Annotated in this window: 11 protein-coding genes; 7 read left to right on the top strand and 4 right to left on the bottom strand. The window is 51.2% G+C overall.

Features of this window, described 5'->3' with window-relative positions:
• The first annotated feature begins 224 nt into the window (after positions 1–224).
• The 3 genes from A7E48_RS08610 (at position 225) to A7E48_RS08600 (ending at position 4,914) form a co-directional block, all read left to right on the top strand.
• Complete coding sequence (locus A7E48_RS08610; RefSeq protein WP_083147322.1) at positions 225–2,882, top strand: ATP-dependent Clp protease ATP-binding subunit; 2,658 nt, start codon at positions 225–227, stop codon at positions 2,880–2,882.
• A gap of 93 nt (positions 2,883–2,975) precedes the next feature.
• Positions 2,976–3,965 (top strand): type IV toxin-antitoxin system AbiEi family antitoxin, encoded by a 990-nt coding sequence (locus A7E48_RS08605; protein ID WP_068172230.1) that lies wholly within the window; start codon positions 2,976–2,978, stop codon positions 3,963–3,965.
• Positions 3,952–4,914 carry a hypothetical protein gene (locus A7E48_RS08600; protein WP_068172227.1) on the top strand — a complete coding sequence of 321 codons (963 nt, stop codon included), beginning with the start codon at positions 3,952–3,954 and terminating at the stop codon, positions 4,912–4,914. Before A7E48_RS08605 ends, A7E48_RS08600 begins: the two co-directional genes overlap by 14 nt.
• A 33-nt stretch (positions 4,915–4,947) precedes the next feature.
• On the opposite strand, the gene A7E48_RS08595 is transcribed toward A7E48_RS08600, so the two are convergent.
• Positions 4,948–5,910 carry an A/G-specific adenine glycosylase gene (locus A7E48_RS08595; protein ID WP_068172224.1) on the bottom strand — a complete coding sequence of 321 codons (963 nt, stop codon included), beginning with the start codon at positions 5,908–5,910 and terminating at the stop codon, positions 4,948–4,950.
• Between the two features lie 78 nt (positions 5,911–5,988).
• On the opposite strand from A7E48_RS08595, the gene A7E48_RS08590 reads away from it, so the two are divergent.
• Positions 5,989–6,801 (top strand): hypothetical protein, encoded by an 813-nt coding sequence (locus A7E48_RS08590; protein WP_068172221.1) that lies wholly within the window; start codon positions 5,989–5,991, stop codon positions 6,799–6,801.
• An 89-nt stretch (positions 6,802–6,890) separates the two neighbouring features.
• Here the strand turns inward: A7E48_RS08590 and disA are convergent, their stop codons facing one another.
• The 3 genes from disA to A7E48_RS08575 form a co-directional block, all read right to left on the bottom strand.
• The gene (gene disA / locus A7E48_RS08585) at positions 6,891–7,937 is read right to left on the bottom strand and encodes a DNA integrity scanning diadenylate cyclase DisA (protein WP_198924138.1); all 1,047 of its coding nucleotides are present in this window, start codon (positions 7,935–7,937) and stop codon (positions 6,891–6,893) included.
• Between the two features lie 91 nt (positions 7,938–8,028).
• The gene (gene radA / locus A7E48_RS08580; RefSeq protein ID WP_068172215.1) at positions 8,029–9,429 is read right to left on the bottom strand and encodes a DNA repair protein RadA; all 1,401 of its coding nucleotides are present in this window, start codon (positions 9,427–9,429) and stop codon (positions 8,029–8,031) included.
• 66 nt (positions 9,430–9,495) lie between these two features.
• The gene (locus tag A7E48_RS08575; RefSeq protein ID WP_068172212.1) at positions 9,496–10,803 is read right to left on the bottom strand and encodes an aromatic acid exporter family protein; all 1,308 of its coding nucleotides are present in this window, start codon (positions 10,801–10,803) and stop codon (positions 9,496–9,498) included.
• A gap of 221 nt (positions 10,804–11,024) precedes the next feature.
• On the opposite strand from A7E48_RS08575, the gene pstS reads away from it, so the two are divergent.
• The 3 genes from pstS (at position 11,025) to pstA (ending at position 14,393) form a co-directional block, all read left to right on the top strand.
• A complete protein-coding gene (gene pstS, locus A7E48_RS08570; protein ID WP_369796775.1) occupies positions 11,025–12,131 on the top strand; it encodes a phosphate ABC transporter substrate-binding protein PstS in 1,107 nt (368 codons plus the stop codon).
• Positions 12,132–12,321: 190 nt separating this feature from the next.
• Positions 12,322–13,290, top strand: a complete 969-nt coding sequence (pstC, locus tag A7E48_RS08565; RefSeq protein WP_083147321.1) for a phosphate ABC transporter permease subunit PstC — start codon at positions 12,322–12,324, stop codon at positions 13,288–13,290.
• A gap of 2 nt (positions 13,291–13,292) precedes the next feature.
• Positions 13,293–14,393 carry a phosphate ABC transporter permease PstA gene (pstA, locus tag A7E48_RS08560; protein WP_068172208.1) on the top strand — a complete coding sequence of 367 codons (1,101 nt, stop codon included), beginning with the start codon at positions 13,293–13,295 and terminating at the stop codon, positions 14,391–14,393.
• Positions 14,394–14,429 lie beyond the last annotated feature (36 nt).

Here is a 14,429-nt window from a genome sequence, read left to right as displayed (position 1 = left end):
TTGAAATGTCATTATTCTATACATTTACTTGGAGTCTCCACCTCAATAGCTGTGTTAATTTAACAAATACTCTGCGGTGTTATCTCAGCGGCATTTCTGAACCATGCTGAAAGCTGAGGGCAGAATACGCCAGCAGAGAGCTTTCACCCCGTGCGAACAGTAGAGTTTTCCCCCTCAAACCCAAGTAATCTTTTTCCTAACGTTAGATTTGTTAGGAGTGTTCAATGTTTGAACGATTTACCGACCGTGCGCGGCGCGTGGTGGTTCTTGCGCAGGAAGAAGCGCGCATGCTCAATCACAACTACATCGGCACGGAACACCTCCTGCTGGGCTTAATCCATGAGGGCGAAGGCATCGCCGCTCGTGCGCTTGAATCCATGGGAATTACCTTGACCGCCGTGCGAGAGCAGGTTCAGGACATTATTGGTTCTGGTCCTCAGGCTCCCAGCGGTCATATTCCTTTTACTCCGCGCGCAAAGAAGGTTCTCGAACTTTCAATGCGGGAAGCTATTCAGCTGAACCACGGATACATCGGAACTGAACACATCCTTCTCGGTATGGTTCGCGCCAATGAAGGTGTAGCTAATCAAGTTCTTTCCAAACTGGGTGCAGAACCAGCAAAGGTTCGCCAGACTGTCACTGATATGATTTCTGGTTACCCCGGTAACGGTGAAGGCAAAGAGACTGCAGGCGTCGGCGCTGGCCAGTCTAAAGAAGGAACCCCTGCTGGCTCCGCCATCCTCGATCAGTTCGGCACCAACCTCACCGCAGCAGCGCGTGAATGCAAGCTAGATCCGGTTATTGGTCGCGGCAATGAACAAGAGCGTGTTATGCAGGTGCTCTCCCGCCGTACCAAGAACAATCCTGTACTCATCGGTGAGCCTGGTGTAGGTAAGACCGCTGTAGTTGAAGGTTTGGCACAGTCCATCGTTCATGGTGACGTTCCAGAGACCCTCAAAGACAAGCACCTTTACACCTTGGATTTGGGCTCATTGGTGGCAGGTTCTCGCTACCGCGGTGATTTCGAAGAGCGCTTGAAGAAGGTTCTTAAAGAAATCCGCACTCGCGGTGACATCATTCTTTTCATCGACGAAATCCACACCCTGGTGGGCGCAGGTGCCGCTGAAGGCGCCATCGACGCCGCTTCAATCCTCAAGCCCATGCTGGCTCGTGGTGAGCTTCAGACCATTGGTGCAACCACTTTGGACGAGTACCGTAAGCACATTGAGAAGGACGCCGCACTTGAGCGTCGTTTCCAGCCCATTCAGGTTGATGAGCCTTCGCAGGCTCTCGCCGTCGAGATTCTCAAGGGCGTCCGCGATAAGTACGAGGCACACCACCGTGTTTCCATCTCTGACGAAGCGTTGGAATCTGCAGTCAACCTTTCGGCTCGCTATATCTCCGATCGTTTCTTGCCCGATAAGGCAGTAGACCTTATTGATGAGGCAGGCGCTCGTCTGCGTATTCAGCGCATGACCGCTCCTCCTGAGATCAAGGTTCTAGAGGAACGCATTTCTAAGCTGAAGTCCCAGAAGGAAGCTGCAATCGCGGCTAACGAATTCGAGAAGGCCGCTGACCTTCGCGATAAGGAACAGAAGCTTGCCCAAGAGAAGGATGAACAAGAAAAGGCATGGCGCTCTAACGGCGATGCTTTCGGTGAGGTAACTCCCGAGGTCATTTCTGAAGTTCTTGCCGCCTCTACCGGTGTTCCTGTTTACAAGATTACCGAAGAAGAATCCGGTCGCCTGCTCAAGATGGAAGATGAGCTACACAAGCGCGTCATCGGTCAGGAAAACGCTATCAAGGCGCTTTCACGTGCCATCCGCCGTACACGTGCAGGTTTGAAGGATCCGAACCGCCCCGGCGGCTCATTTATCTTTGCTGGCCCCACCGGTGTAGGTAAGACTGAGCTTGCGAAGTCGCTGGCAGAGTTCCTCTTTGGTGATGAATCAGCGCTCATCACCTTGGATATGTCCGAGTACCAGGAAAAGCACACCGTTTCACGTCTGTTCGGTGCGCCTCCCGGATACGTCGGCTTCGAAGAAGGCGGCCAGCTGACCGAAAAGGTTCGCCGCAAGCCCTTCTCCGTCGTCCTGTTCGATGAGGTTGAAAAGGCACACGCTGATCTCTTCAACTCCCTTCTCCAGATTCTCGAAGACGGTCGTTTGACCGACTCCCAGGGGCGCGTAGTGGACTTCAAGAACACCGTTATCATCATGACCACCAACCTGGGTTCACGCGACATGGCTCGCAAGGTTCCCGTTGGTTTCCAGGGTGGCGGCGATCCCAGCGGTGACTATGAGCGTATGCAGGCTCGTGTGATGGAGGACCTCAAGGAGCACTTCCGCCCCGAGTTCCTCAACCGCGTTGACGACATCATTGTGTTCCCGCAGCTTTCCGAAAAGGAAATCTTGCAGATTGTCGATCTCTTCGTAGGACGCTTGGCTAAGCGTCTTGCAGAGCAGGACATGAGCATCGAGCTCACCGACTCTGCCAAGATTCTGATGGCCACCAAGGGCTATGATCCCTCGATGGGCGCCCGTCCGCTTCGCCGCGAAATGCAGCGCAATATCGAAGATGTTCTCTCTGAAAAGATTCTGTTCGGTGAAATCAAGGCGGGAGACAAGATCACCGTTGACGCCGAAGGTGAGGGTGATTCGGCGAAGTTCACTTTCTCATCCCAGCCGATGAGTGAGATGGATGAATCTGCAATGGATTTCTCGGCTTATGAAAATAAGGACGACGAAATTATCCCCGCAGAACCTCAAGCTCAGGTAGCTAACGAAGCTGCCGAGCACAAGGCGGAAGAAGAGCAGGCAGATTCTTCTGAAGAGAAGAGCGCTCATATCAATCTTCCTAAGACTGGCGAAGATACTGAATAGGTAGTTCTCTGCGTGTAGAGGGGGGCTCCGCAATAATGCGGGGTTCCCCCTTTTTTTGTTCACAAAAATAATTTGTTCACATATTATGAACATATGAAAAATGTGAACGAACCTGGATGGGCAGAGCAGATCGAGGAGCGTCTTAAAGATTTGGGATTGAGCACCTTAGAATCTGAACAAGGTGATGGAACACTTCTTCCTTTGCTTAGGGAGTATCGAGACAGCACAAAAAACAGCGTAAACGCGTTCCTGTTTTTATTAGAGGTTGGAGGGCTCTCTCATAAAGATAATTCCATTGAAGAAAGTGATTACCTTCTGTGTTTACCTTATGTCTCTCGTTCGATGCATGAATGGTTACGGGATCAAAAGCTAAATTTTATCGATGCTTCGGGCAATGCTTGGATTGATGTACCAGGAACGAGAATTTGGGTGGAAGGCCGCCCCAAGTCCGTTCCTTCCTATGGCACAATTGGTAAGTCTCGAGCCTTTAAAGCTACAGGTTTGAAGATTATCTTTGTCTTGCTTGTCTGGGAGGAACTTCTCAACTCAACGGTGAGAGAAATAGCGGACGCTGCAGGTGTCTCCATTGGAGCTGTCTCGAATACACTCAAAGATTTGGTGCAAGAAGGTTACCTAAGTGTCGAAGGACGACACCGGCGATTTAGAAACATGCGTCAGTTGCAGCAGCGCTGGATTGAACACTATATAACTGAGCTCATTCCCAAACTTAAGACGCGTCGAGTCCAAGGGCCTACTCCAAAAGAGTGGCGCGAAGTAATCGAAGACGAAAATTTGAGCCGCTATTCGATGAGTGGTGAAAATGCTCTGGCTTTACACGGACTCGGAATCGCACCTGAAAATACATTGCTGTATGGGCACTACCCCTGGCGCGAAGTCATAATGAAATTCCGTCTAATTCCAGACGCACATGGAAACACTCTGTTGCGAGAACAATTCTGGAACAATCCACTGGGCGACAATAAAACGCCGAAACTTTTGATATATGCAGATGTTTTAGCCACTCAGGATAGTCGACAAATCGAAATTGCAGAAAAACTAAGAGTGGAATTTGAAGAGTTTTAAAGAGTCACCTATACAAGATGTATTTGCCTACCTTTCTCTCCTGGTTCGGGAACTAGATGCAGTTTTTGGAACCCATCAATATATGATGATTGGTTCTTACGTCAGGGATATTTATATTTGTGTGAAAGCCGGTTTTGAAGCGCCAAGGAGTACCCAGGATGTAGACTTCAGCGCACTTGTGGTAGCTGAAGAAACTTTTCTCGAACATTTAGAAGCGGTAGGTAGAAAATCTGGACCAAAAGAAGGAAACCGAATTACTTGCCGTGTTCTCAATGGTACTGATGTGGATATCTTGCCCTTCGGCACATCTTCTGTTGGAACTCTCTTCAGACACAGGGAAGCAGAATGGGACGTTACAGGGCATGAAGAAGCATATCGATTCTCAGAAATAGTAGAGCTTTCTGCTGACCCTCAAATTTCAGTTCGCATACCTACGATAGATTGCATGTTGGGTTTGAAAATTATTGCTTGGGATATGCGCCAGCAGGAAGGCAATTATAAAGATGCTCAAGACTTTTTCTATCTTCTTAATGCGGGCGTTGTTATTGAGGTAAAGGGCAATGAGCTTTGGGAACAATACCAAAATTTGTTGGAACAGGCAGAATATGATGCTGAAAAGGCAGCGGCTTTACTTATAGGCATAAAGTTGAGAGAGCATTTTACAGGAATGGCGCTTGACCGTGTTTTGAATATTCTGAAAGATACTGAGCAGAGGAGATACTTCTTTACTGTGGCAGATGGGCGGGGTGTGTCAAAGCCCCTCGTCGAGAATGCTTTTTCCCAGTTCGAGTTTTTTATGAGGGTCTTATCTATGACAGGAAGGAATAAGCCAACTAAGGTTTACCCCCGCCCTTGTTTACGATGTTCCTTCGACTGGCCAATCAGCTCGTTACCCTCTTGCAGAGTCAGGCGTGCTACTTGCCACAGAGGGAGTGACTTATTGCCCTAATACGGTGGGAAATACCCGCACGATTTTAGAGCTCTAGAGCGAAACTTTGCCGTCTCGCTCCCGTGCTAGTCCGTCTTCAATGAGTCCGTTGTAGCAGCGGATAACCTGGTCAGTTGGAGAATTTAGCTTTTTGAGGTTTTCTAGTGCTGGAACATTTTCGTCAGGGTATTTCAAATCTGCGGTAGCGGGGGAGAGTAAGAAGTCCCGAGGTAGAGGACCTGTGGCTTCGCGCAGTACCGCCATCATGGCTCCGCGGAGTTGGCGATCGGTGCCCGCCCATGCTTGTCCGCGAGGTACATAGTCGGGTTCAGGTTTGCCGGCCAGTATCCAGGCGCATTCTGCCTGAACAGGGCAGGCTTCGCATTGAGGAGACTTCGCGGTGCAGATAAGGGCTCCTAGCTCCATGGTGGCGGCGTTCCAGAGCACTGATTCCTCTAGACCATCTGGCATGAGTGCTTCAGCTAAACGTGTTTCAGCGGCAGTGAGCGATTTTGAGGGGAGCGCTTTACCCAATACTGCGCGTGCATGGACGCGGCGAATATTAGTATCAATTACTGTGGCTCGACCCCCGAAAGCGAAAACGGTAATGGCGGCAGCGGTGTAGGAGCCTACTCCGGGTAAAGCCAGTAAATCTTCGTAGGAAGCAGGCACCTGTCCGTCGTGTTTCTCAACAATGGCCTGGGCGGCGGCGTGAAGCCGCAGAGCGCGTCTGGGGTATCCCAATCGCCCCCATGCTCGGACGACTTCCGACGAGTCGGCTGCAGCTAAATCGGCAGGGGTGGGCCAGCGTTCCATCCATGTCTTCCAGATAGGCAAAACACGGACTACTGGAGTCTGTTGCAACATGAATTCGCTGACCATCACAGCCCATGCTGTGCGGTCTTCTGCGCGCCATGGAAGGTCACGGGCAAAGCGTTCAAACCATTCAATTATATTCTGATGAAGGTATATAACTTTTTGCTGGTTGAGTTGGGATTTTGTCGAAGAAGAAGCCACTTCAATACCTTAGATGATTTCAAGTAAAGATAGCGAATAGTTGTCTCGAACGCCTGAAAAAACAGGTACTCTATACACATGTCTGAAAACGATTATGAAGAAGTCTCTAGCGTCGCTACCGAACCTTCCCCTGATGTGTATCGCCGTCGTCGCCTCCTCGCACTTGCTGCGCTTTTGCTCGTTTTGCTCCTCCTTATTTGGGGCATCGTCGCCATGGTGAGAGCCATGAGTGGAAATAATAACGAAAACGACGCGGCAACCGTAGCTACCGCGTCAAGCTCGGCTGAGCCCTTTAGCGACTTTAGTGAACGTCCCTCAGAATCGGCTTCTTCTTCCGCTAGCGCTTCAGCATCTGCTTCAGACAACTCCTCCGCATCTGCAAGTGAGTCTTCTGATCCTTCAGCCTCGGCTACAGACATCGCGGGAGCGAGTGAATCAGCGACCCCTTCTGCTGAGCCTTCCGAAACTGCTACCCCTGCCCCCGAGGAAACTACCCCCGCAGTAGCTACTGCTTGCACCGCGCAGAACTTGAATGTAACTCTGAGTGCTGACCAGAAAACTTACGCGGCAGGTCAGAACCCTGCACTGGCAGTTACTTACACCAACACTGCTGGCGATCCCTGCTTGGTAGGCGGTGAAGCGCCCCAGGTAGACATCAACATCACCTCCGGTCCCGCCCAGGTCTTCAACCTAGCCCAGTGCCAGAAAGAATCCACTCCTGAAGCAGAGCTCGCTGCTGGAGCGACCGAGACCAAGGTAATCGCTTGGGATCGTAAACTCAACGCTTTGGGTTGCGGGACTAACCAGACTATTAAGCCGGGATATTACTGGGCAACTGCCACCGTCAACGGTGTTGCATCGGAGCCTACCCGCATCATAGTCACCGGTTAGAGTTGACTACCTTTCCTCTTGGGGGGAAAGAACGAAAAGGGGGAAGTGCTCATCTGAGCACCTCCCCCTTTTCTATAACCTCTTCAGAATTACATAAAGCGTTCGAGTAGAGAAGACTCCGCCATCAGTGAGAGAGATTCCCGGATGGTTCGTGCACGATGTTCACCGATGCCGTCTACAGCCTTGAGGTCATCCAAATTAGCGGCCATCAGACCTTGCAGTCCGTCGAACTGCTCTACCAGGCGCTCGACGACGGCACCCGGCATTGTTTTTACGTCAGCAAGAAGACGGAAGCCGCGGGGAGAGAGGGCCGAATCAAGGTCGGTCCCAGCAAGTCCAACGGTTTGAGCGATGATGGAAAGATCTACGATGTCTTTATCGTCAAGTTTTTGAAGTTTCTCTACTGCGCTCTGTACGGCGCCTTCGTCGAGTTCTTCGCAGGTGAGGTAATCGCGCAAGATGATTTCTGTGTCGGGCATTTCAGGGCGGGTGAGTTCTTCATGCTGAAGAGCAATGAGGCGTCCGCTGGTACCCAGTTCCAGAATGTAGAACCCCACTTCGATTGAGATTCGGCGTACCATCTCCATGCGTTGCAGGGTGGTGGCGACATCTTTCATTGTTACGTTAGCTTCGATTTCTAAAGATGAGAGCGACTGTAAAACCTGTTCTAACCGATTGGTATAAGACTCAAGAGTCTGAATAGCCTGGTTAGCGCGGCTCATTAACGATTGGGTGTCTTCAACCGTGTATCGGAGACCATTGACGTAGACAGAAATCAGGGACATCGAGGAACTAACGGAAATAACGGGGAACCCGGTTTGTCGTGCCACTCGCTCTGCAGTTCGATGTCGGGTGCCCGACTCATGGGTTTCGATACTGGGATCGGGCAGAAGCTGCACACCAGCGTTCAATAACATGGTGGCTTCTTTATCACAGATAATCGCGCCGTCCATTTTGGCGAGTTCCCTCACACGGGTTGCTGAGAACTCGGTATTAATGGCAAAACCACCAGAAGAAATGGACTGAACTGTTTTGTCATTGCCCAGAACAATGAGCGCACCGGTATGACCACGCAGGATCCTTTCTAGACCTTCGCGCAGTTCAGTACCCGGAGCGATTCGGGCAATAGTTTTCATCAGAGAATCACTATAAACAGTCAGCACCTTCTTAGTTTAAGGCAGGGAATGCAATGTTCAGACAAAAATTCTTGTGATGCTGAGCTGGCGGTTAGTTTTTACCTTGCGGAAAGAGAAGCGCTAGAGCTTCGGGGAGAGACGCTACTTCTCTGACCGATACATTAGCGGGGACTTCTCCCACACCGTTAGGAGACGCTGGAACGATAACGTGAGTGAATCCCAACCTGCCGACCTCTGCAATGCGTTGGCGGATGCCTGGAACCGCACGTACTTCTCCTGCTAGCCCAACTTCACCAAAGACTGCAAGCTTGCGGGGGAGCGGCTTGTCCTGTGCCGCCGAGGCAAGCGCCATGACAGCGGCAAGATCGGCTGCTGGCTCGGAAATTTTGGCGCCGCCCACGGTAGAAATGTAGCAATCGAGTTTGCCCACATTGAACCCCGCACGTTTTTGCAGAACCGCTAGGAGCATGGAGATGCGTGCATTATCAAGACCAGAGGTGGCTCGGCGAGGTTGCGGAGTTGCCGACTGGTCAAGAAGAGCTTGAATCTCGGCAAGGAGAGGGCGTCGTCCTTCCATCGTGACCGTCACGCACGTCCCAGCTACCGGGTGCGGAGTGCGGGAGACGAACAGCCCGGACGGATCGGTGACGGGCGCGATGCCGTCTTCGTGCATATCGAAGCAGCCGACTTCATCGGTAGGACCAAAACGGTTCTTAATAGCTCGTAACATACGAATCGCGGAGTGCTTATCCCCCTCAAACTGGCATACGACGTCCACCAGATGCTCCAAGAGACGGGGTCCCGCGATGGTTCCTTCTTTGGTGACGTGTCCGACCAAAAGAGTGCACATGTTACGTGCTTTTGCCACGGAGATGATGGAAGCTGCGACTTCCCGCACCTGAGTTACACCGCCAGCTGAACCTTCAACTTCACCGGACGCAAGGGTCTGGACAGAGTCCACGATGAGGAGCGCGGGATTGACCTGCTCAATATGCGCCAGCGCCGTAGCCAAATCAGTTTCTGAGGTTAAGTAAAGAGTCTCTGCTACTGCTCCAATGCGATCGGCACGCAATTTCACTTGCGCTGCAGATTCTTCACCGGTGATGTACAGGACGTCTCGGGATTTTTGTTGCCCCGGATTGCGCGCAAAAGTAGCTGCGACGTCGAGCAACAGAGTTGATTTACCAACGCCGGGCTCACCTGCCATCAAGATAACCGCACCGGGGACTAAACCGCCACCCAGCACGCGGTCAAATTCTGAGTTTCCCGTGCCCATGTATTGGGCGATGGTGGAATCCACCTGAGCAATGGGTTGAGCAGGGGATTGCACAGATGACGCCGCAGTTGTTTTAGCGACGATTGACCCACCTTTTTCTTCGACAGTGCCCCACTGCTGGCATTGCCCGCACCTACCTACCCATTTGGCGGTGGTCCAGCCACACTCGGTGCAGCGGTAGGTGTTAGCAGTTTTAGAAGTTTTGCGAGGACTCATAGGTTTATCGTAGGGCAGAGGGCTGACAAGTTAAGGCTCTTTTTCGCCAGGCTGAAAGGAAAGAACCTATTCGTCGTCAAATGGATCCTCTTCCTGCTTTCTCAACACGATATTGAGCGCGCGGGTGTCATCTGGCTTGAGATTTTCAGTGTTGTCTTCTTCGTTAAAAGTATTTACAACGCGTGATGTTTGCTCAACGCGCTTTATCTTGTTGGTGCGAGGAGCATGTTCGGTCATGGATTCGCCCAGCGGAATCAGCAACTTAGAGGCATCCTTGTGGTTCAAGCCCGTGGCTTCCAAAAGATCAGTAACTAGTGGTCGTAGCATCAGCACCAGCGATTCAGCTTCTAACGTTTTCACACCCATGAGACTAGGCTCTAGGGTGCTACTAACGCCACTTAATGTTCGTCTCACCCGAAGGCGAAGTGCTACTCTATCTTTCTGATCTGAGAGGTAGAAAACTTCCCCTAAATCTGCGACAGCTACTGAAATCTGTCGTAAGACATCGGAAATAGATTCAATAGCATCTTGAGATATCCGTACATGATTAATCGTCGATGCCATCCGCCTGTTCAACACGCGTGTGTTGCGAATTGCCAAATCTAATCCAGTGAGAATGTTTGAGTATTCATCTAGCTCTTCGCGGTATCTTCTACCTAGCATCGAAAGCTTAGCCATACCTTTAGCGGTAATGACATCGCCCTTGGCCGCTTCATAAAGTGGTTCCAAGCTACGCGCTTGCTCTAGCGCCGACTGAGCTTTATCCCAGTCGTAGCGATCAATAGATTCTGCAGAGTTTCGTAATACATCTGCAAATGATTCGGAGAGCTTTTGTAGGTTCGTGCGTGGTTCTGCCCTGGGATCTTTGGGGAAGAAAAACATTAGCAAGAAAGCGAAGAGACCACCCACAATAGCATCGACACTTCGGGCAAAGACACCATCTGATGTGGGAACCATTAGCACCACAAGACAGGATTGAAGCCCCATCTGAATCGTAAAGATGATGCCGTTATCTAAAAAGCGGGCTATTTGAATGGAAAGAAATAGAACCACAGCCGCTTGCCAGACCCCTCGACCGAGTAACAGCATCAGCAAATCGCCGATAAAAATTCCGAGTGTCACTCCGATTGTTACTTCAAGCATTCGTCGAGAATGAGTGGCGCCTCGCACGTAGCCCAGAGAAACGATTGCTGCTGTTGCCGCGAAGATTGGTTCATGATGTCCCAGCACGGAATGGGCGAAAGCATATGCACCAATTCCTGAAACAACAATTTGCAAGGACTGAAAAAATCCTTGCTGAACGCGCATCATGCCTTCATGAAAACGAGTGGCGATTTGTTGTCCAAAGTCAGATTTGGTTTCATCGAGGCTCATAGCTTTAAGTCTAGGCAGAGGTTCCTGAATAAGGACTATTGAACGTTGTTAAACGTCTCTCAGAGTTAACTTTCTATTTACCTCTCCCTCTAAAACAGGCTACCTTTCGCTCCTAGAGTCAAACGTTGTAGGGTCCGAAAGAATTCATTATTCGGGCATTTCACACATGAGGGGAGCCGACGGCGTGCTTCCTCACTCGGCTCGTTGTAAAGGAAATTTTCTTGAAGACTAAGGCATTCGCAGGCGCTGGTTCTCTTGCACTCATTGGCATGCTCGCTCTTTCTGCATGCGGTTCAGATAACGCAACCGGCACTTCTACCGGTGATAAAGCATCTGACTCAAACATCTCCGGTTCTTTGAAGGGCATCGGTGCTTCTTCTCAGAAGGCTGCAATTGATGCATGGGAAGCTGGCTTCACCTCCTCTAACTCCAAGGCAACCGTAAACTACTCACCCGATGGATCGGGTGCAGGTCGTAAGGCTCTTCTTGCTGGTGGCGCGCAGTTCGCTGGTTCGGATGCTCACCTTTCCTCTGATGAGTACGAGCAGTCCAAAGAGAAGTGCGGCCCTGAAGGCGCAATCGATATTCCTGTTTACATTTCGCCTATCGCTATTGCTTACAACCTTCCCGGTGTTGATTCCTTGAACCTGGATGGCGAGACCATCGCAAAGATTTTCAAGGGTGACATCAAGAAGTGGAACGACGATGCTATCAAGAAGCAGAACGACGGCGTTGACCTTCCTGATACCAACATCACCGTAGTCCACCGCTCTGACGATTCTGGTACCACCGAGAACTTCACCGAGTACTTGGCTAAAGCATCCAACGGTGCTTGGGATAAGGAAGCAGACGGCAACTGGCCTTCAGATTACGCAGGTGAATCCAACAAGGGTACCTCCGGCGTCGTTTCTACCACCACATCCACCGAGGGTGCAATCACCTACGCTGATGCTTCAGCAGTGGGCGACTTGGGTAAGGTCAAGGTGAAGTCAGGTGAGGAATACGTGGAGCTTTCACCTGAAGCTGCAGCAAAGACTGTTGAGGTTTCAGAAAAGGTTGGCGGCATGCACGCTAACGATATGTCCCTGGACATCAACCGCACCCCTGAAGAAGCTGGCGCTTACCCTGTAGTGCTCGTTTCCTACCACATCGTTTGCTCACAGTACGACAACCAGGAAACTGTTGACCTCGTCAAGGCATACGAAAACTACGTCATCTCCGAAGATGGTCAGAAGACTGCAGCTGATTCAGCTCACTCAGCTCCTCTAACTGACACCTTGCGTGAAGATGCGAAGAAGGCAATTGACGCAGTAAAGGTTGCTGGCTAGTAACCTCCAAACAGTACGGTGTGGCCGAGTTCTTAGAACCCGGCTGCACCGTACACGGCGTTGAGGGGACACCGCGGATTACGCCGCGAAGCATACAGAGAGAAACCACATCAACGAATAAACTCCCGGGCTCACTAGCTGAAGTCAGGATTGAGACATTCGTTCTAAGGACAAAAGGCATCAACCAGATATGTCAATTACTTCTGATTCACCGAACGGGCCGAGCACCCGTCGTAATAGCTCTAAAGAACTTCCCGACGTAGGCAACCCGGCAGCAGATAAAATTTTCTCGGGTATCTCCCTGAGCGCAGGCATTCTCATCCTCGTTGTTCTCGCTGCAGTTGCAATCTTCCTTATAGCACAGGCGCTACCGGTATTTTCTGCAAATGCCGAAGAACTTACTGCAGGTAGCTTCCTGAAATACATTTGGCCTCTGACCATTGGTACTCTCATTGCATCGGCCATTGCTTTGTTGATTGCTACTCCGGTGGGCATTGGCGTGGCGCTCTACATTTCCCACTATGCACCCCGCCGATTCGCTAAGACCATCGGTTACATTATTGACCTTTTGGCAGCGATTCCTTCGGTTATCTTCGGTGCATGGGGCGCGGCAGTGCTGGCACCCAAGATTGTGCCTTTCTACGACTGGCTCGCTGCTTACTTCGGCTGGCTACCCATTTTTGCCGGCCCTGCTTCGCAAACCGGTAAAACTATCTTGACCGCCGGCATCGTTCTGGGCATCATGATTCTGCCCATCATCACTTCAATGTGCCGTGAAATTTTTATTCAGACTCCCAAACTTCAGGAAGAAGCTGCGTTGGGTCTGGGCGCTACTCGCTGGGAAATGGTGAAGATGACTGTTTTCCCCTTCGCCCGTACCGGTATCGTTTCATCCGTCATGTTGGCTCTTGGTCGTGCTTTGGGCGAGACGATGGCAGTTACCCTGGTGCTTGCATCCGGCCCGCTCAACGCTTCCCTTATCCAATCCGGCAACCAGACTTTCGCTTCGGAAATCGCCTTGAACTTCCCTGAAGCATACGGATTGCGCATGTCCGAGCTTATCGCCGCCGGTCTGGTGCTGTTTGTCATCACCTTGATCGTCAACGTGATTGCTCGTATGATCACCAGCCGCTACAAAGAATTCTCAGGAGCTAACTAAACATGAGCTCAGCAGCAGTAACTTCTTCCCGCTTTACTAGCGGACAGGCTCCCAAATGGTTGACCCCCGTGGTGGGGTTGGCAGCTATTATCTTGGGCGCGGCTCTTTCCGCACTCATCGGATTCTCGGTGGCAACCTGGGCGCTTTTCGCCGGACTCATCTTTGTGATCGCCGGGCCAATTCTCATTGGCATGATTGAAGGACGTCGAAAGGGCAGCGATGCTTTCGCCCGCTTCCTGGTGTACGGTACCTTCCTTATCGCTCTGATTCCTTTGGTTTCAGTTCTCTGGACTGTTCTCTCCAAGGGAATCCCCGGTCTCTCTGGCAATTTGCTTACCACCTCGATGAACGGTGTTACCGGCGTCGTCGATAACAAGACCGCTGCCGGCGATCAGCCCATACTCGGTGGTATCTACCACGCGATTATCGGCACCTTGGAAATCACTGCGCTAGCCACCATCATTTCGGTTCCCATCGGATTGCTCACCGCTATCTACTTGGTGGAATATGCAACCGGTGGACCGCTCAGTCGGGCTATCACTTTCTTCGTTGACGTGATGACGGGTATCCCTTCAATCGTGGCTGGTTTGTTCGCGGCGTCGTTCTTCGCCTTCGCAACCGGCAGCCCTTCAACTCGTACCGGTTTTGTAGCTGCAGTAGCGCTATCGGTTCTGATGGTTCCTACCGTGGTACGCAACGCTGAAGAAATGCTACGTATTGTGCCGAACGAATTGCGCGAAGCATCCTACGCGCTGGGTGTACGTAAATGGCGCACCATTATGAAGGTAGTTATCCCCACCGCAATCTCAGGTATCGCATCTGGCGTTACTCTGGCAATCGCACGTGTGATTGGTGAAACTGCTCCCATTCTGGTGACTGCTGGATTCGTCAACTCCATCAACTTCAACGCTTTCAGCGGATGGATGGCAACCCTGCCCACCTACATCTACTATCAGATCATGACTCCGACCAGCCCCACCTCGCCTCAGGTTTCTGAAACCCGAGCATGGGCAGCTGCGTTGATTCTAATTTTGATTGTGATGCTTCTGAACCTGACTGCACGAGCCATCGCTAAGGCATTCGCGCCTAAAACCGGCCGCTAGAATCACCGGTAAAACCCCAATAGATTTCGATAGCTC

Source organism: Rothia sp. ND6WE1A, assembly GCF_001683935.1.
Classification (GTDB): Bacteria; Actinomycetota; Actinomycetes; order Actinomycetales; family Micrococcaceae; genus Rothia; species Rothia amarae.
The sequence above is the reverse complement of the archived record's forward strand: the minus strand, read 5'-3'. Positions and strand labels throughout refer to the sequence as shown.

Excerpts from the sequence above, each read along its gene's own strand:
- A7E48_RS08590 (WP_068172221.1), top strand. The coding sequence starts at position 5,989 with ATGTCTGAAAACGATTATGAAGAAGTCTCTAGCGTCGCTACCGAACCT.
- disA (WP_198924138.1), bottom strand. The coding sequence starts at position 7,937 with ATGAAAACTATTGCCCGAATCGCTCCGGGTACTGAACTGCGCGAAGGT.
- radA (WP_068172215.1), bottom strand. The coding sequence starts at position 9,429 with ATGAGTCCTCGCAAAACTTCTAAAACTGCTAACACCTACCGCTGCACC.
- A7E48_RS08575 (WP_068172212.1), bottom strand. The coding sequence starts at position 10,803 with ATGAGCCTCGATGAAACCAAATCTGACTTTGGACAACAAATCGCCACT.
- pstC (WP_083147321.1), top strand. The coding sequence starts at position 12,322 with ATGTCAATTACTTCTGATTCACCGAACGGGCCGAGCACCCGTCGTAAT.
- A7E48_RS08605 (WP_068172230.1), top strand. The coding sequence starts at position 2,976 with ATGAAAAATGTGAACGAACCTGGATGGGCAGAGCAGATCGAGGAGCGT.
- A7E48_RS08610 (WP_083147322.1), top strand. The coding sequence starts at position 225 with ATGTTTGAACGATTTACCGACCGTGCGCGGCGCGTGGTGGTTCTTGCG.
- pstA (WP_068172208.1), top strand. The coding sequence starts at position 13,293 with ATGAGCTCAGCAGCAGTAACTTCTTCCCGCTTTACTAGCGGACAGGCT.